The 18,095-nt window shown below is 73.5% G+C and carries 13 protein-coding genes and 1 pseudogene; 4 read left to right on the forward strand and 10 right to left on the reverse strand.

Annotation, left to right across the window (positions count from 1 at the left end; translation table 11 throughout):
- Nucleotides 1-72: 72 nt before the first annotated feature.
- The gene (locus tag C4U44_RS32890) at nt 73-630 is read left to right on the forward strand and encodes an NADPH-dependent FMN reductase (protein ID WP_103889729.1); all 558 of its coding nucleotides are present in this window, start codon (nt 73-75) and stop codon (nt 628-630) included.
- A 125-nt stretch (nt 631-755) separates the two neighbouring features.
- Here the strand turns inward: C4U44_RS32890 and C4U44_RS32895 are convergent, their stop codons facing one another.
- Nucleotides 756-1,481, reverse strand: a complete 726-nt coding sequence (locus C4U44_RS32895) for a Type 1 glutamine amidotransferase-like domain-containing protein (protein WP_103889730.1) — start codon at nt 1,479-1,481, stop codon at nt 756-758.
- A gap of 315 nt (nt 1,482-1,796) precedes the next feature.
- Here C4U44_RS32895 and C4U44_RS43515 point away from each other — a divergent pair, with 315 nt between their 5' ends.
- The gene (locus C4U44_RS43515) at nt 1,797-5,141 is read left to right on the forward strand and encodes a discoidin domain-containing protein (RefSeq protein ID WP_103889731.1); all 3,345 of its coding nucleotides are present in this window, start codon (nt 1,797-1,799) and stop codon (nt 5,139-5,141) included.
- 57 nt (nt 5,142-5,198) lie between these two features.
- On the opposite strand, the gene C4U44_RS32905 is transcribed toward C4U44_RS43515, so the two are convergent.
- The 3 genes from C4U44_RS32905 to C4U44_RS41745 all read right to left on the reverse strand — a co-directional run bounded on the left by C4U44_RS32905 (nt 5,199) and on the right by C4U44_RS41745 (nt 7,418).
- Complete coding sequence (locus tag C4U44_RS32905) at nt 5,199-5,561, reverse strand: hypothetical protein (protein ID WP_103889732.1); 363 nt, start codon at nt 5,559-5,561, stop codon at nt 5,199-5,201.
- A 150-nt stretch (nt 5,562-5,711) separates the two neighbouring features.
- Complete coding sequence (locus tag C4U44_RS32910) at nt 5,712-6,788, reverse strand: NAD(+)/NADH kinase (protein WP_103889733.1); 1,077 nt, start codon at nt 6,786-6,788, stop codon at nt 5,712-5,714.
- 90 nt (nt 6,789-6,878) lie between these two features.
- Entirely contained in the window at nt 6,879-7,418 is a 540-nt protein-coding gene (locus tag C4U44_RS41745) for a GNAT family N-acetyltransferase (protein ID WP_160145164.1), read from the reverse strand.
- A 205-nt stretch (nt 7,419-7,623) separates the two neighbouring features.
- On the opposite strand from C4U44_RS41745, the gene C4U44_RS32920 reads away from it, so the two are divergent.
- Both C4U44_RS32920 and C4U44_RS42930 read left to right on the forward strand, forming a co-directional pair.
- On the forward strand, nt 7,624-9,216 hold the full coding sequence (locus C4U44_RS32920) for a GDSL-type esterase/lipase family protein (RefSeq protein WP_235032524.1): 1,593 nt from the start codon (nt 7,624-7,626) through the stop codon (nt 9,214-9,216).
- A gap of 657 nt (nt 9,217-9,873) precedes the next feature.
- Nucleotides 9,874-10,536: pseudogene (locus C4U44_RS42930) on the forward strand (phosphatase PAP2 family protein); the annotation flags it as partial.
- Nucleotides 10,537-10,574: 38 nt separating this feature from the next.
- Here the strand turns inward: C4U44_RS42930 and C4U44_RS32930 are convergent.
- From C4U44_RS32930 to C4U44_RS32955, 6 genes are all read right to left on the reverse strand, one after another.
- Nucleotides 10,575-11,795 carry an aldose epimerase family protein gene (locus tag C4U44_RS32930; protein WP_103889734.1) on the reverse strand — a complete coding sequence of 407 codons (1,221 nt, stop codon included), beginning with the start codon at nt 11,793-11,795 and terminating at the stop codon, nt 10,575-10,577.
- A 110-nt stretch (nt 11,796-11,905) separates the two neighbouring features.
- A complete protein-coding gene (locus C4U44_RS32935; protein WP_103889735.1) occupies nt 11,906-12,931 on the reverse strand; it encodes a LacI family DNA-binding transcriptional regulator in 1,026 nt (341 codons plus the stop codon).
- A 97-nt stretch (nt 12,932-13,028) separates the two neighbouring features.
- Nucleotides 13,029-14,048 carry an ABC transporter permease gene (locus C4U44_RS32940; protein ID WP_103889736.1) on the reverse strand — a complete coding sequence of 340 codons (1,020 nt, stop codon included), beginning with the start codon at nt 14,046-14,048 and terminating at the stop codon, nt 13,029-13,031.
- A complete protein-coding gene (locus C4U44_RS32945; RefSeq protein ID WP_103889737.1) occupies nt 14,045-15,010 on the reverse strand; it encodes an ABC transporter permease in 966 nt (321 codons plus the stop codon). Before C4U44_RS32945 ends, C4U44_RS32940 begins: the two co-directional genes overlap by 4 nt.
- Nucleotides 15,007-16,755, reverse strand: a complete 1,749-nt coding sequence (locus C4U44_RS32950; protein ID WP_103889738.1) for a sugar ABC transporter ATP-binding protein — start codon at nt 16,753-16,755, stop codon at nt 15,007-15,009. Before C4U44_RS32950 ends, C4U44_RS32945 begins: the two co-directional genes overlap by 4 nt.
- A gap of 110 nt (nt 16,756-16,865) precedes the next feature.
- On the reverse strand, nt 16,866-17,978 hold the full coding sequence (locus C4U44_RS32955; RefSeq protein ID WP_103889739.1) for an ABC transporter substrate-binding protein: 1,113 nt from the start codon (nt 17,976-17,978) through the stop codon (nt 16,866-16,868).
- Nucleotides 17,979-18,095: the final 117 nt, after the last annotated feature.

Here is an 18,095-nt window from a genome sequence, read left to right on the forward strand (position 1 = left end):
GGGCCGCCGCCCGGGTGCCGAGCGCCGGGCGGGTGTTGGCCGGACGGCGGACCGCGGAGGTAGGTTGACCGCATGTCGACGCCACCGGTGATCCTGCTGCTGTCGGGGAGCCTGCGCAGCGGCTCCAGCAACGAGGCCGTCCTGTCCACCGCGTCCGCGCAGGCGCCGTCCGTGCCGGTCAGCGCCGTGCGGTACGAAGGGCTCGGCGCCCTCCCGCACTTCAATCCGGACGACGACACCGATCCGCTGCCGGAACCGGTGGCGCTGCTGCGGTCCGCCATCGGCACCGCGGACGCCCTCCTCATCTGCACGCCGGAGTACGCGGGCACGCTGCCGGGCTCGTTCAAGAACCTGCTCGACTGGACGGTCGGCGGCACGGAGATCGGCGACAAGCCCGTCGCCTGGGTCAACTCGGCCGCCCCGGGCCGCGGTCAGGGCGCGGAGGCCACGCTGCGGTCCGTCCTGGGCTACACCGGTGCGGCCGTCGTCGACGCGGCCTGCGTGCGCATCCCGGTCGACCGCGGGATGCTCGGCGCCGATGGTCTCATCACCGATCCTGATGTCCGCCGCCAACTCTCCGAGGTGCTGGCCGAGTTGGCGCGAGCCGGAAAGCGGGAGTCCGGAGCGTAGAGGTCCGGGAGGGAGCAGCCCGACAGGGCCTGCCGCGCAGCCGGAATGCGGCGACCCGACCCGACCCGACCTGGCCAGGCCCCGCCCGGCCCGCACGCTCCGTCCGGGCCCGGCGGACGGACGGCTTACGCCCCGCGCAGCGCTCCGCACGGCACCGGCCGCTCGGTGGTGCCGCCCGCGCCGTCCGGCTCCACCCGGTACACGCGTGCGCCCGGGGTCCCGGTGACCGCCTCGGTGAGGCGGCCGTCGGTGAAGAGAGCCGCGGCGCCGTCGTCGACCGCCCACCCCGGGGGGAGGGCGCCGGTCGCGACGGCGGAGCGGTAGGAGTCGCGGCGGCCCGCCTCCGTGTCGTAGTGGGGGCACACGGAACCCGGCAGCAGCCCCAGCCCGTCCGGCAGGAAGGTCAGCGGGCCGAAGGAGTCGGTGTGGGACCCCTGCGCCCAGCAGTTGGCCCCGGCGCTGACCCCGCACATCAGCGTTCCGCGGTCGTACGCCGCCCGCAGCAGCCGGTCCAGGCCGTGCACGCGCCATACGGCGAGCAGGTTCGCGGTGTTGCCGCCGCCGACGTAGACGACGTCCTGGGCCAGCACGAACTCCCGCAGCGCCGCGTCGTCCAACTCCCGCCGGAACAGGGGCAGTACTGCTGCCTCGCAGTCGCGTCGGGCTCCGAACGCGGCCCGGAACCGCTCGACGTAGCCCTCGGCGTCGCCGCTCGCGGTCGGCACGAAGCACACCCGGGGGCGCGGTACCCGGGCCCGGCCGAGCAGCCACCGGTCGAGCGGCCCGTCGTCGCCGGCGGCGAACCCCGCACCGAGCAGGGCGAGGTGGCGCGCCGGGGGAGCGGTGGACACGGGATGCCTCCTCGAACCGAGCGGGCCGACGGTCGGCGGACGTCCGGACGCGCGGCCGGGGGAACTCCCCACCACCCCACCGTACAGAGCAAGTTGTGACGGGGCCGCCCTTGACGGCCGCGTCGCCCGCGCTGTTCACTTCCCGATGCGGGAGAGCGCTCTCCCGTTCTGGGCCGCCTCGAAGTCCCCCACCCCCCACCCAGACCCCACCAACCCCCCACACCGCGAGGGAGATCCATGTCCTCCACCCGTCGGGCAGCGGCGCGCGCCGCTGCCCGAAGAATCCGCTGGGCGTGGCTGGTCGCCGTCACCGTGATGGCCATGACCGCCACCCTGTTCGCCGGGTCCGGACCCGCGCACGCGGCCGGCCCGAGCCTGCTGTCGCAGGGCAAACCGGCCACCGCCTCCTCCACGGAGAACGCCGGCACCCCGGCGTCCGCGGCGGTCGACGGCGACGCGGGCACGCGCTGGTCGAGTGCCGCGGCCGATCCGCAGTGGCTCCAGGTCGACCTCGGCGCGACGGCGAGCATCACCCAGGTCGGGCTGACCTGGGAGACGGCGTACGCGACCGCCTTCCAGATCCAGGTGTCCGACGACGGCTCCACCTGGACGCCGGCCTACTCGACGACGACCGGCACCGGCGGCACTCAGACCATCGCCGTAAACGCTTCCGGACGGTACGTCCGGATGTACGGCACCAAGCGGGCCACCGGATACGGCTACTCGCTCTGGGAGTTCCAGGTCCACGGCACCCTCACCGGGGGGAGCAGCGCCTCCTGCGGCTCGGCGAACTCCGCGCTCGACCAGCCGGCCACCGCCTCCTCGACGGAGAACGGCGGTACCCCGGCGTCCGCGGCGGTCGACGGCGACGCGGGCACGCGCTGGTCGAGTGCCGCGGCCGATCCGCAGTGGCTGCAGGTCGACCTCGGTGCCAGCGTGCCGGTCTGCGAGGTGGTGCTCCAGTGGGAGACGGCGTACGCGACCGCCTTCCAGATCCAGGTCTCGGACAACGGTTCCACCTGGACGCAGGTCTACTCGACCACGACCGGCACCGGGGGCACCCAGACCCTCGACGTGACCGGTACCGGCCGCTACGTGCGGATGTACGGCACCGCCCGCGCCACCGGATACGGCTACTCCCTCTGGGAGTTCCAGGTGCGCACCGGCGGCACCGGCACCGGCGGCGGCACGCCGCCCGGCGGCTGCGGCACCACCAACGCCGCCCTCGGCCACCCGGCCACCGCGTCCTCGGTCCAGGACGACGACCCCGGCTACGCGCCCAACTACGGCGTGGACGGCAGCACCGTGACCCGGTGGGCCGGCGCCTACGCCGATCCGCAGTGGTTCGAGGTCGACCTCGGCGCGAGCCTGCCGATCTGCCAGGTGGTGCTCCAGTGGGAGAACGCCTACGCCACCGGCTTCCAGATCCAGGTGTCGGACAACGGCTCGTCGTGGAGCCCGATCTACTCCACCACCACCGGTACCGGCGGCAAGCAGACCCTCGACGTGACCGGTACCGGCCGCTATGTGCGGATGTACGGCACCACGCGCGCCACCGGATACGGCTACGCGCTGTGGGAGTTCCAGGTCCGCACCGTCGGCGACGTCACCGGCACCGTGCCGCCGCCACCGACCCAGCCCGCACCCGGCACCTGCCCCTGGGTGAACTCCACCGCGCCGGCCGCCACCCGCGTCGCGCAGCTCATGGGCCAGATGTCGCTGGAGCAGAAGGTCGCGATGCTGCACGGCACCGACGCACCCGACTACATCGGCAAGATCATCGGCAACCCGTCGCTGTGCATCCCCGACGTCAACTTCGAGGACGGCCCGGCCGGGGTCGGCGACGGCCTGGGCGGGGTGACGCAGATGCCCTCCGGTCTGGTGTCCGCCGCGACGTTCGACACCGCCTACGAGCAGGACTACGGCACCGCGGTCGGCCAGGAGTTCGCGGCCAAGGGCGTGAACGTCGCGCTCGGCCCGACCGTCAACATGGTGCGCGACCCCCGGTGGGGCCGTGCGTACGAGACGTTCGGCGAGGACCCGTACCTGTCGGGGCAGATGGGCGCCGCCGACGTCGAGGGCATCCAGGGCCAGGGCGTGATGGCCGAGGTCAAACACGCGGCCGCGTACAACATCGAGCAGCCGGCGGGCACCGTCGACGTGGACGCGCGCACGCTCCAGGAGATGTACCTGCCCGCGTTCCAGACCGCCATCCAGCAGGGCGGCGCGGCGGCGGTGATGTGCGCGTACAGCAACGTCAACAACGTGCCGTCCTGCCAGAACCCGGACATCCTCAACAAGCCGCTCTACCAGCAGGCCGGGTTCACCGGCTTCGTCACGTCCGACTGGGGCGCGATCCACTCGACCGTCGACTCCGCCAACGCGGGGCTGACCGTGGAGATGCCGGGCGGCTACTACTACGCCGACTACCTGATCCAGGCCGTGCAGGACGGCCAGGTCAGCCAGGCCACCGTGGACACGATGGTCTCCCGGGTGCTCACCCAGATGTTCCGTTTCGGCATGTTCGACAAGGCGCCCTCCGGGTCCAAGACCGCGATCGTCACCACCCCGGCGCACGCGCAGGTCGCGCTGAAGGGCGACGAGGAGGGCACCGTCCTGCTGAAGAACAACGGCATCCTGCCGCTGAGCACGTCGAGCACGAAGTCCGTCGCCGTGATCGGCCAGGACGCCGGCCCCGGCGCCCAGACCATCGGCGGCGGCAGCGGCACGGTCACCAGCGCCGGGACCTACACCCCGATCATCGGCATCCAGGACCGGCTGGCCGGTACCGGCACCTCCGTCACCTACAACGACGGCACCGACCAGAACGCGGCCGCCACGCTCGCCCGCTCCTCCGACGTGGCGGTCGTCTTCGCCAGCGACAACTACGGCCACGAGGAGGCCGACAACACCTCGCTCGACCTGCCGGGCGGCCAGGACGCGCTGATCTCCGCGGTGGCCGCGGCCAACCCGCACACCATCGTGGTGCTCAACGACAACGCGGCGATCCTCATGCCGTGGCTCGACCAGGTCGCCGGCGTCTTCGAGGGCTTCTACGACGGCCAGGAGTGGGGCGAGGCCATCGCCGCGCTGCTGTTCGGCGACGCCGACCCCTCCGGCCATCTGCCGGTGACCTTCCCGACCTCGCTCTCCCAGGTCCCGGCGAACACCACCGCCCAGTGGCCGGGCACCGACGGAAAGGTCGAGTACTCCGAGGGCCTGGACATCGGCTACCGGTGGTACGACGCGAAGAACGTCGCCCCGCTCTTCCCGTTCGGGTACGGCCTGTCGTACACCAGCTTCGCCTTCTCCGGCCTGCACGTCGGGGCGCTCTCGGGAGGCAGGGCCACGGTGACCGCGACCGTCACCAACACCGGCGGCAGGGCCGGCGCGGAGGTCGCGCAGCTCTACGTCGGCGATCCCGGCGCGGCGGGAGAGCCACCGCACCAGTTGAAGGGCTTCCAGCGGATCGCGCTGGACCCGGGCGCCTCCGGGACGGTGACCTTCACCGTCAGCACCCACGACCTCGCGTCCTGGGACACCGGCTCCGGCAACTGGACGGCCGCGGCGGGGAACTACCAGATCCTCGTCGGCGACTCGTCCCGGAACCTGCCGCTGACCGGCACCCTCGCCCTGCCCTCGACGGTCACCGCCAACTGACAGCGGTGACCGGTGCCGTGGCCCGCGCGGTGCGGGCCACGGCACCTGCGGGCCCGCTCACGTCTCGTCCTCGCCCGGCCACAGCTCGTCGGCCCGCAGCGCGAGGTCCTGGAGTATGTCCGCCGAGCTGACGTCGGTGCGGCCGGCGTCGTGGATGTCGGCGAGTTGGAGGAAGATCAGCGAGAAGGCCCCGGTCAGGCGCTCGATCACCGGGCTGAGCTGGATGCTCAGCGCCTCGCCGATCTCCCCGGGGGTGGCGTCGGCGGGGAACTCGATCGTCGGCATCGTCTCGTTGAGCAGCGCCCGTACGTTGTCGCCCGAGATGTCCTGCCGGTCGGGGTCCTCTTCCAGCAGGACCTGCATCTGCCGTGCCTCGGTGAGGATGCCGATGATCCGCCGTACGAATTCGCTGTCCCTCATGCCGGGAGCGTACGCCGTCGGCGCATCCGTGCACCGGCCGGACGCGCGCCCGCCGGACGTGTGCCCCCGCGCTCCCGCGCGCCACCGGGCGCGCCGGGCGCGCCACGCGCCGCGCCGCGCACGACGCCGGAGCGCCGATGTGCCGGGGCGTCAGTGGATGTCGGGCGGTCCCGGGTGCGCCAGGTCGTCCGGCAGCGGTTCGGTCGGCTGGTACTCCGCGGGCGCGCAGCCGTCCGCCAGCGCGGCGGGCGCGTCGGCCAGGCCGAACCGGTCGCGGACCCGGCCGAGGAAGTCGGTGTCGGCCAGCCGCGCCAGCCGCGCCCGCCGGCGCGCCGCGTAGACCGTCACCCAGTCGCCCGGGTCGAGCACCCCGCACAGCCGGCCGTCCACGCTGACCGCGACCCGCCCGGAGTGCTGCAGCACCTGCACCGCGACGCGCTGCTCGCGGGCGGACAGCACCAGGCTGCGGTCGAACGCCATGTGCGGGGCCACCGGGGTGAACACCAGCGCGTCCAGGTGCGGCGAGATGATCGGGCCGCCGGCCGCGAAACTGTACGCGGTCGACCCGGTGGAGGAGGCCACCACGAACGCGTCCGCGGAGTAGTACCCGAACAGCCGTCCCTCGACGTAGACCGCGACGCTCGCCTGCCGGTCCCGGGCCAGCTTCTCGAACACCACGTCGTTCAGGCCCAGCACGTCCAGCGGCACGCCCCACCCCGCGTGGGTGGGGTCGCCCTCCCGGGGTGTCGGCGGCGGCAGCAGCGGGCCGCGGCCGTAGCGCAGCAGCGCCCGCATGCCGGCCGGGATCTCCAGCGGGCGCGAGGCCCGCATCGTGAGCATCAGCCGGGCGTCGACCAGCGCGGTGCCGTCGTGCACCGCGTCCAGTGCCGCCGCCAGGTCCCGCACGCTCACCTCGGTCAGGAACCCCACCCGGCCCACGTCGACCCCGAGCACCAGCGCGTCCACCGCCGCCGCCACCCGCACCCCGCGCAGCAGGGTGCCGTCGCCGCCGACGGTCACCACCACGTCCGGCATCCCGGCGCGTTCGGCCTCCTCCAGCGCGCTCAGCCGCCGCGCGGTGCCCTCGTCCTCGTCCTCGGGCGTGTCCCACACGTCGATCTCCACGCACGGCACGCCGTGTCCGTCGGCCCACGCCCGTACGTGTGCCGCGGCCTCCACCGCGACCTGCTTGCCCCCGTGCACGACCAGCCCGATGCGCTCGATCATCCCCTCACGGTATAAGCGGGTGCGCGCCGCGCGGTGGGCACCGCGCGGGGCGTCCAGGGGAATCGGCGCCGGCCGGGGGAGCGGCGCGGCTCAGCCGGCGGGCGCGGTCGCCGTGGGCGGGCGGCGGCCGGCGAGCGGGAGCTCCATGACCGCGCTGCGATAGGTCTTGCCCGGCCACTGGATGGTCTCGCGGGGCGTGAACCCCCACGCGGCGTACAGGTCGACCAGATGGGTGGCGGGAACCGCGGTGTCCACGCCGATGTGCGAGGCACCCGCGTCCCGGGCCCAGCCGCGGCCCACCTGCCACAGCCGGGAGGCGAGCCCCTCACCGCGGCGCGCCGGGTCGACCGCCATCTGGTTCAGCCAGGCCCGGGCGGGCGATGCCGCCGTACGGCTCAGCAGCCGCAGCGGCTCGTGCGGCGGCAGGGTCATCGTCAGGGTCGCCGCGATCTCGGTGCCGGCCACGAGCAGCCACGAGCCGCCCGTGCCGGCCCGGCGCAAGGTGGTCTCCTCGGACTGGTCGACCGCGGTGAAGTTCAGTCCCCTGGCGGCCAGTTCGGCGTAGGCGCGGTGCAGCAGCGCGGTCAGTGCGGGGGCATCGGCGGGTTCGAACGGGCGCAGCCGGTACATGCCTCCACGGTAGGGGGCGGCCGTGGCGCGGGACCGGGCGGGTGGCGGGCCGGGTGAAGGTGGCTGTCCCACCGGATTCCCCGCGTTCCCCCGTTCGGGTCGTGCGGAGGCGATCAGGCCGGTCGGCCGCGCAGGATGGAACGGGACGGGACGCGCACCACGGCGCGCCCGGACAACGAGAGGGAAGCGCGTGCGGCTCGTGCGGATGGGTAACGGCAGGGCCCGGTGGCTGCGCCGCGGCCGCAACCTGCTGCTCGTCGCCGTGCTGATCGCGGTCGCCAGCGCCGCCGGGATCTGGCTCGCGGTGCGCCTGACGCCCATGCAGTCGGTCTCCGCGGCCGGGCAGAACGTCCAGGTGGGCGCGGCCGAGCCGGGCCTGAGCGGGTCGGGGCCGGGGGAGCTGGACCTGTTCGGCGAGGCGATCCCGACCCAGCCGCGCTTCGACGGTCCGATCCGCCCCCGGCTCAAGCTCGCCCACATCACCCTCGACTCGCAGGTGAACCAGGCGTTCCACGCCGAGGGCGGCAACGCGCTGGTGCCGGTGCTCAGCCGGCAGCTCGCGGCGGGCTGGAAGCGCTACTGCATCTGGGAGACCCTGGTGGCCGCCGGCTGCGCGGGGGTGATCGCCATCGCCGTCGCGGGCGTGGGCCGCACCTCCCCGCGCACCATGCTGGCGATGCTCGCCGCGACCCTGGTCACGGTCAGCGCGGCCAACGCGGTCGGCGTCTACCTGCTCGCCTCGGGAACGCCGCGGGCGCTGCGCCAGGTGCACACCCTGGACGACCTGGTCGGCCGCACCCGCGCGCAGCCGGTGGCCGCCGCCAAGGGCCCCGCGCTGCCCGGCATCCACGCGGTGGTGCTCGGCGACTCCACCGCCGCGGGCATCGGCAACCCGCTCGTCGACCACCCCACCGCGCTGGACCGCGCCTGCGGCCGCAGCTCCGACGCGTACGCGGCCGACCTCGCCTCCGCCAACGGCTGGAAGGTGCTCAACCTCGCCTGCCAGGGCGCGACCGTCAGCGACGGCATCCTCGGGGTCCAGGTCCGCGGCGACAAGGTGGTGCCGCCGCAGCTCGCGGTCGCCCAGCGGGCCACCGGCGCGTCCGCCGTCATCGTCAGCATCGGCGCCAACGACCTGAACTGGGCGGTGCTGACCGGGTTGTGCGCGGCGGCCCCGGTCTGTGACGACGAGGCGTCCACGGCGTACTTCAAGGAGGAGCTGGCCGGTTTCAGCCAGGACTACCTCGACCTGCTCGAACAGCTCGCCGCGCTGCCGCACCACCCGGCGGTCCTGATCAACGAGTACTACGAGCCCTTCGGGCCGGACACCGGGTGCCTGAAGAAGGACGGCATCACCCGGGAGAAGGCGGACGTCCTCGGCTCGCGGCTGTCGGACCTCAACGCGGTGCTGGAGAGCGGCGCCGACACCTTCCACTTCGCGGTCGCCCGGCCGGGCTTCGACGGGCACCGGCTGTGCAGCACGCAGCCGTACGTCCAGGACGCCGGCGACAAGGCGCCGCTGCACCCGACGGCGGCCGGGCAGTTGGCCATCGCGCTCGCCGACGAGCAGGCCCTCGCCGCGATCGAGGCGGAGCGGGCGGCGCACCCGGAGCGCACGACCCGCCCCAGCAGCACCCCGAGCACCCTGTCCACCGCGAACACGTCGAACACCTCGAACCCGCAGGACGGCTCGACGACGCCGGGTACCCCGAGCGGTGCGAACGGTGCGGAGAGTGCGGACGGGGGAGGGGACGGCGGGGCCGGTACGGGCACCCCCGAGGACTCCTCCGCACCCTGACCTTCCGCCGGCCCCGACCTCTCGCGGGACATGGCGAACATGGCCGACATGAGCTGACGAAAGGGACGAACGGCGCAGGAGGCTGCGGGAGTTCGCGGCGCGGGAGCCGCGCTCGCGGTTGCTTCACCGAAGCTCCACGTACCGGTCGGGACGTTCGGGAAGTGTGGGCAAGATCACCCGGATCACCCACGGTGACAGCGACCGCCGGCGCGCGCGTGCCCGGCCCGGCCGCCGGATCGCGGACCTCCCCAGCGGGTGCGCCGCGCATCCGGCCGTCCCCGCCCACGACTTGGCCACCCGGGCCAGGACCGGTACGCTCCGTGATCGCGCCGCATGCGCAGAGATGTCCGCCCGGTATCGGTAGGCGGACGTTTTGGTGTCCGATGTAGTGTCGGGCGGGTCGCCCGGCTTGTCGCCGGATCGTTCGGGAAGAGAGATCGACCGCATGCTGCTGGCGTATCCGCCGAGCCTGCCGAGCCCGTCACCTCGCGGGCGGCGGCCGGGACCTGCACCGACCCGCTGTCGCCGGGGCGGTGCCGAGGCACGCCGGCGGGCCGCGGCGGGACCGGGGGGCGCGCTGTGACCACCACCGCCGACCCGGTCGAGACCGTCGAGCAGCCCACCGCCGCACGGCGGTTCCCCCTGCTGCCGGCCAGGATGCGCCCGCGCAACCGGCCCCGGCTGCTGCTGGAACTCGCCTTCACCGTCGCGCTGTACCTGGCCTACAGTCGCACCCGCCGCTACGTCCCGCGGGAGAAGACCGCGGCGCTGCACCGGGCCCGCGAGGTCCTGCACTTCGAGCGCCTGCTGCACGTGAACTTCGAGCTGAGCCTCAACCACGCGGTCGCCCGGGTCGACTGGCTGACGGTCGGCATGAACTACTACTACGCCACGCTGCACTTCGCGGTGACCCCGGCGGTGCTGATCTGGCTCTACGCCCGCCGCCCGCAGTACTACCGGGCGGCCCGCACCGCGCTGTACACCGCGACCTGCCTGGCGCTCGTCGGCTTCACCTTCTTCGCGCTCGCCCCGCCGCGGTTCCTCATCCAAGAGGGCTTCATCGACACCATCGTCAGCCACCACACCCACGGCTCCTGGGACTCCGGGCACGTCTCCACGGTGTCCAACCAGTACGCGGCGATGCCCTCGGTGCACATCGTCTGGTCGGCGTGGTGCGGGCTGACGCTGTTCTTCCTGGCCCGCTGGACCTGGCTGCGGGTGCTCGGCGTGTGCTACCCGCTCGCCACGTTCGTGGTCATCATCTCCACCGCCAACCACTTCTTCGCCGACGCGGTGGCCGGCGCGGCCACCCTCTGCATCGGCTTCCTGCTCCAGCGGCTGCTGTTCGGCCGCCCCGCCTACCCGAGGCGGGGGCTCGGCAGGGGCGAGGACGCGTCCCTGCTCGGGCCGTCGGCGCTCGGCCCGGACGAGCCGTCGGGCACCGCGGCCGCGGTCGAGGGTGCCTCCAGGTGGGGGAAGCGGAACTCGGTTCGGCTGCGGTAGACCGCGCCGGGCCGCAGCACCGTCGCCGGGTACTCGGGCCGGTTGGGCGAGTCCGGGAAGTGCTGGGTCTCCAGGCAGATCGCGCCGTGCCGGGTGTACGGCCGGCCGGCGGGGCCGGCCAGCGAGCCGTCCAGCGCGTTGCCGGTGTACACCTGGATGCCCGGCTCGGTGGTCCACACCTCCATGCACCGCCCGCTGGCCGGATCGGCCAGACGCGCGGCCCGGCGCGGCGCGCCCGCCGGGTCGCGCGCGGTCAGCACCCAGCAGTGGTCGTAGCCGCCGGCGTCGGCGAGTTGCCGGTCGTCGTCGCCGATCCGCTCGCCGATCCGCCGGGCGGCGCCGAAGTCGAAGGCGGTGCCGGCGGTGGGCGCGGCCGGGCCGAGGGGTACCGCCTCCGCGGTGACGGGCAGGTAGGCCGCCGCGTCCAGGTGCAGGGTGTGGCCGAGGATGCCGCCGCGCCCGGCGCCCGCGAGGTTGAAGTACGCGTGGTTGGTGAGGTTCACGGGCGTGGGGTGGTCCGCCCGCGCCGTGTAGTCGATGCTCAGCGTGCCCGCGCCGGTCAGCCGGTAGACCACCTCGACGTCCAGCGCGCCGGGGAAGCCCATGTCGCCGTCCGGGCTGTGCAGGGTCAGCCGCAGCGCGGCCGCCTCCGGGCCGTTGCCGGGCCCGGGTTCGGCGTGCCAGACCCGCCGGTGGAATCCGTCCGGGCCGCCGTGCAGCGCGTGCCCGCGGTCGTTCACCGGGATCCGGTGGGTGCGGCCGTCGAGCGTGAAGCGGCCGTGCGCGATCCGGTTGGCGTACCGGCCGACGACGGCCCCGAGGTACGGGTGCCGGCCGGCGTAGTCGGAGAGCGCGGGCAGGCCGAGCACGACATCGTCGGCGCGCCCGGCCGGGTCGGGTACGTGCAGGGCGCGCAGGGTGGCGCCGTAGCCGAGGACCTCGGCGCGCACCCCGGCGCCGGAGTCCAGCGTCCAGCACGCGACGGCGCTGCCGTCCGGCGCGGTGCCGAACGCGGAGCGGAGCAGGGAGGCGGCGGGGGCGGGGGCCGCGGCGGGCACAGGGGACTCAGGGGGCATGGTCATCCTGGGGCGAGGGCCGGTGGGTGGGATGCGGGCGGAGGGCGGGACGGCGGGGCGGGGTGCCGCGGACCGGAGCCCGGCCCGCGGCACCCCGCCCCGCCCCCGCGTCAGCTTCTTCGCACCGCCGTGGACTCCCGGACGATCAGCCGGTAGCCGGGCAGGATGCGGCGCGGCTGGGGTGGTTCGCCGCCGCCGGCGACCGCGATCCGCTCCACCAGGCAGTCCACGGCGATCTGCGCCAGCGCGGCCTTGTCCGGGGCGACGGTGGTCAGCGAGACCATGCCGTAGCGGCCCTCCTCGATGTCGTCGAAGCCGACCACCGCGATGTCCTCCGGCACGCGCAGCCCCCGCTCGACGAGGGTGCGCATGGCGCCGAGGGCGATCAGGTCGTTGTAGGCGAACACCGCGTCGGGGCGGTCCTCGCGGTCCAGCAGTGCCGCCATCGCGGCGGCCCCGTCGGCGCGGTCGTAGCCCTCGGTGGCGGCGACCATCGACTCGTCCGGGACCAGGCCGGCCGCCGTGATCGCCTCCCGCCAGCCGCGCAGCCGCAGGTGCGCGGGCTGCCGCGCGCTCTCCCGGCGGGCGCCGAGGAAGGCGATCCGGCGCCGGCCGATGTCCAGCAGGTGCCGCACCGCGGTCCGGGCCGCGCCCACGTTGTCGATCATGATGTGGTCGTACGGTGCGTCGTACTCCCGCTCGCCGAGCAGCACCATCGGCGGGCCCTCGGGGCGGGCCAGCAGGTCCTCGCCCTCCAGCCGGATCGGGCTGAGGATCAGGCCGTCGATGACGTGCGAGCGGAATCCCTGCGAGACCAGCACCTCCTTCTCGCGCAGGCCCGCGGTGTGGTCCAGCAGCACCGTCAGCTCGTGCCGGGCGGCCGCGTCGATCACCGCGCCGGCCACCTCCGCGAAGTAGGGGTTGCCCAGTTCCGGCACGGCCAGCGTGATGATGCCGGTACGGCCCTTGCGCAGGTGGCGCGCGGTCAGGTTGGGCCGGTAGCCGAGTTCGTCGATGGCCTGCTGGACCCGCCGGCGGGTGCCGGGCGTCACGTGGGGGTAGTCGTTCACCACGTTGGAGACGGTCTTCACGGACACGCCGGCACGCAGCGCGACGTCCTTGAGGCTGACGCCCACGGGATTCCTCTCTCGGTCGGACCGGTTGCCTCGCGGTCCGGCTCAGGTCTGCGGCCCCCCGGTCCGCGGCGGTGCTGCCCTGGTGCGGCGGGCCTGGTCACTCCAGCTGCTGCGTACGGCTCAGCAGCGTCTGCAGCAGGACCACCACCGCCAGGAAACCGCCGTTGACCGTGTCGGTGAACGCCGATCCGTACTGGGAGAAGTAGTGGTCGATCAGATTGTGGATCACCGCGAGCAGCAGCACGCCGCTGACCGTACCCCCGATCGATCCGGCGCCACCGGTCAGGAGGGTGCCGCCGATCACCACCGAGGCGATGGCGGTCAGTTCGTAGCCGACGCCGATGGTGGTCACGCCCGAGCCGAGCCGGGCGCCGCCGAGCGCGCCCGCCCCGGCTGCCAGGGTGCCGGACAGCAGGTACACGAGCACCTTCGCGCGGGCCACCGGCAGGCCCATCAGGCGGGCCGCGTGCTCGTTGCCGCCCATCGCGGTCAGCGTCGCGCCGAACCGGGTCCGGGTCAGCAGCAGCGCGCCCAGGGCGAACAGCGCCGCCACGATCAGCACCGGGGTCCAGGTGCCGGCGCCCAGGTGGCGGAACCAGGAGTGGGCGGGCACCAGGTACGTGGTCGCGCCCTCGTCGGTGAGGGCCTGCAACAGCCCGCGCAGGCCCAGCAGTCCGACCAGCGTCACGATGAACGGCGCCATCCGGGCCTTGGCGATCAGCAGGCCCTGCACGCTGCCCCAGGCAGCGCCGACCGCCAGTGGCAGCAGGATCGCCAGCCACGTGCCGTGCCGCGAGCCGTACGCGCCGAGCACCCCGCCGAGCGCGAACATCGAGCCGACCGACAGGTCGATGCCGCCGGTGATGATGACGAAGGTCATGCCCAGCGCCAGCACCCACACGAAGGCGTTGCTGCCGAGGATGCTGCTGATGTTGTTCCAGGTCGGGAAGGTGGAGGAGGTCGCGGAGGCGATGGCGACGACCAGCACCAGGACGGCCAGGGCGCCGTGCCGCTGCACCTGGGAGGCGACCCGCTCCCGGACCGGGACCCGCGCGGCGCGCTCGTCGGAGCCCGCGCCGGACGGCGTCGGGGCCGGCTGGAGGGCGGTGGAAGTCATCGGGTACCTCGCTCCTGGGAGGCGTACACCGCGAAGCAGATGATGGCGGCCTCGACGATCTGAGTGTAGGAGGTGTGCACGTTGTGCTGGGTCAGCACGGCGGTGATGAGCTGCATGAACAGCGCGCCGGCCACGGTGCCCAGCACGCGCACCCGGCCGCCGGACAGCGGGGTGCCGCCGACCACGACCGCGGTGATGGCGTCCAGTTCCATGTTCAGTCCCTGGTTGGCCGGGTCGGCCTCGGCGCCGTGCCCGACGATCAGGACGCCCGCCAGCGCGGCCAGCACCCCCGACAGCACGTACACGGTGATCAGCACCCGGCGCACCGGCAGCCCGGACAGCCGGCTCGCCTGGCGGTTGTCGCCGATGGCGACGAGCTGCCGGCCGAAGGTGGTGCGGCGCACCAGCAGACCGGTCAGCAGGGCGCACACCCCGGCGATCCACGCCATCTCCGGCACCCCGCCGATGCTGCGCGAGCCGAGGTCCAGCAGCCCGGACTCGGTGATCGGCTTGGCCGAGTTGCCGTTGACGATCTCGGCCAGGCCGCGCACGCCGATCATCAGCGACAGCGTCGCCACGATCGGCTGGACCCGGGCGAAGGCGACCATCGCGCCGCCGACCGCGCCGGTGGCCGCGCCCAGCACCAGTGCCATGGCCAGGGCGGCGAACAGGCCGTAGCCGGCGTAGAGCGGGACCACCGACGCGGCCAGCGCGATCGTGGCGCCGACCGACAGGTCGATGCCCTCGGTGCCGATCACCAGGGCCATGCCGAGCGCGACCAGCAGCGTCGGCGCGACCTGGAAGAGCTGCACCCGGATGTTGCTCATCTCGACGAACGACCCGTCGAGGCCCACCGCGATGGCGAACAGGACGACCAGCGCGGCGTACACGCCGTACTCCTGGAGCAGCCGCAGCAGCCGGCCGCGGTCCAGGGCCGCGCCCGGCCAGGTGAGGGAGGTCATGACTGCGACTCCTTGGCGGGGTGCTCTCGGGGTTCTCCGGGCGCGGGGCCGGCGGGGTCCGCGGGGTTCGCGGGCTGCGGCCCGGTCGAGGCGGCCGGTGCGGCCTGTGCGGCCGGTTCCGCGGGCTGCGGCCGCTCGGCCGGGTCGGGTGACTCCGGCGTGGTCGCCGGGTCAGGCGGCTCGGGGGCGGCGGCCAGGTCGGGTGATTCCGGCGCGGTGGCCAGCGCGTCCAGCAGGCCGTCCTCGGTGACGTCGTCGCCGGCGAGGTGGCCCACCACGCGGCCGTCCTTGAGGATGACCACCCGGTCCGATCCCTCGATCAGCTCTTCCAGGTCGGAGGAGATCAGCAGCACGCCCAGCCCGTCGCGGGCGAGTTCGTCGACCAGGCCCTGCACCTCCGCCTTCGCTCCGACGTCGATGCCGCGGGTCGGCTCGTCCAGCAGCAGCACCTTGGGATTCAGGCACAGCCACCGGGCGAGCAGCACCTTCTGCTGGTTGCCGCCGGACAGGTCGCCGACCTTCTGGTCCGGCCCGGACGCCTTGATCCGCAGCCGCTTCATGAAGAACGTGACGATCTCGTCCTGCTTGGCCTGCGAGACGAGCCCGGCCCGGGACAGCCGGGGCAGCGCGGCCAGCGAGATGTTCTCCCGCACCGACAGGTTCGGGATCACCCCCTCGGCCTTGCGGTCCTCCGGCAGCATCACCACGCCCGCGCGGATCGAGGAGGCCGGGCTGCGCCGGTGCATCGCCCGGCCCTCCACCTCGACCGAGCCCTGCTCGGTGGCGAGCGCGCCGATGATCGCCTTCGCGGTCTCGCTGCGCCCGGCGCCCAGCAGCCCGCCGAGTCCGACCACCTCGCCCGGGTGCACGTCGACCGATACGCCGTGCAGCCGGTGACGTACCGTCAGATCGACCGCACGCAGGGCCGGTTGGCCGTCGCGCAGTTCGTGGCTGTCGGAGTCGAAGGCGGTGCTGCCCTTGTCCCGGACCGCGGACATCTCCCGGCCGAGCATCAGCGACACCAGCTTCAGGCGCTCCAGCCCGGCGATCTCCCCGGTGTGCACCACCCGTCCGTCGCGCATGACGGTGACCCGGTCGCACACCGCGTACAGCTCGTCGAGCCGATGGCTGACGTACACCACCGCGATGCCCTGCTCCTTCAGTCCCCGGATGACCGAGAAGAGAGTCTCGACCTCCTTCGGCTCCAGCGACGAGGTGGGCTCGTCCATGATCACCACGCGGGCCTCGACCTGCACCGCCCGGGCCAGCGCGACCATCTGCTGGGCGCCCAGGCCGAGCGTGCGGAGCGGCCGGGTGACGTCCACGCGCACCCCGAACCGGCCGAGCACCTCGGCCGCCTCGCGGTTCATCCGCCGGGTGTCGACCAGGCCGAAGCGGCGCGGCTCGCGGCCGAGGAAGAGGTTGCGGGCCACCGACATCAGCGGGACGAGGTTGACCTCCTGGTAGATGGTGGAGATCCCGGCCGCCTGCGCCTCCAGCGGGTTGCGGAACTCCCGCTCCCGGCCCGCGAGTCGTACGGTGCCGGCGTCCGGCCGGTGCACGCCGGTCATCACCTTGATCAGGGTGGACTTGCCCGCGCCGTTCTCGCCGATCAGGGCGTGCACCTCGGCGGGCCGCAGGTGGAAGTCCACCTCGCGCAGGGCGTGGACGCCCGCGAAGGACTTGTCCACCCCCGCCACCTCCAGGATGGCGTCGCTGCCGGGGCCCGGCTCCTGCTGGACCAACGTCTTCCTCCTCCTGCGGAGTTGAGCGCACTGCTACGGGTCGGGGCGGTGCACGGCGGGGACCGGGCCGCGGGAGGCCCGCTCCGGGCCCCGCCGGCACCGCGCGGGCGTCAGTACACCAGGCCCTGCGAGAGCGCCTGCTTGGCGTTGCTCGACGTGAAGTGCCCGTCCTTGATGATGACGTCGGCGGGTACACCCGTGGTCCCGTAGAGGTTCTGCAGGGCCTCGATGGCCAGCGGCCCGAAGCGCGGGTTGGTCTCGATGTCGGCGACCAGCGCGCCGGACGCCACGTCCTGCACCGCCTGCTGGGTGCCGTCGATGGAGACCACCTTGATGTCCTTACCAGGGGTCTTGCCCGCCGACTTGATGGCCTGGAGCGCGCCGAGCGCCATCTCGTCGTTCTCCGCGTAGACCGCGTTGATGTCCGAGTGCGCCTGGAGCAGCTGCTCCATGACCTTCTGCCCGTCGGTCTGGGTGAAGTTGGCGGTCTGCGAGGCGACCACCTTCATGTTCGGGTACTTCTTCTTGACCTCGTCGTTGAAGCCCTTGGTGCGGTCGGTCGAGACGTTGTTGCCGGGGGTGCCGGTGAGGATCGCGACGTGGGCGTTGCCGCCGGTGGCCGCGCCGAGGTCGTCGGCGGCGATCTGGGCCTGCCCGTAGAAGTCCGAGCCGATGAAGGCGACGAAGTCGCCGCACGCGGTGCCGGTGACGGTCCGGTCGATGGTGAGCACCGGGATCTTCTTCGCCTTGGCCTGCGCGAGCGCCGGGCCGAGGCCGTCGGAGTTCTCCGGAGCCACGATGAGCACCTTCGCACCCTGCGCGATCATGTCCTCGATCTGCGAGTTCTGCGCGTTGACGTCGGCGTTGGCGTTGCGCTCGATCAACTTGACGCCCTTGGCCTTGGCCTCGTTCTCGATGCTCTTGGTCTCGGTGGCGCGGAACGGGTTGCTGGTCGACTCCGACTGGGAGAAGCCGACGATCGTCTTGCCGTCGGTGATGTCCAGCTTGGGGACCCCGCCGCCGTAGGTCTGGTAGGTGCAGGCAGGACCGCTGGCGGACGCCGTGGGGGTGGCGGTCTGCTGGGCGGCCGCGGTGTTGTCCGAGGCCGTGCCCTTGTCGGAACCGGCGGAGTCGTTGCCGGAGTTGGTGCAGGCGCTCGCGGCCAGGCACAGGCCGGCGGTGAGTACCGCGGCGGCGGCCTTGGCCCGGAGGGAGACGTTCATGCGCCGATCACATCCTCGTCGATGCGGGAAGAGAACAAGAGAACAGGGAGCACGCGCAGCCGATGCTGCAGGAGCGGAGGAGCAGACGAAACGGACGGACAGTCGAACACTGGACGG

Source organism: Actinacidiphila yanglinensis (genome assembly GCF_900107965.1).
GTDB lineage: Bacteria > Actinomycetota > Actinomycetes > Streptomycetales > Streptomycetaceae > Actinacidiphila > Actinacidiphila yanglinensis.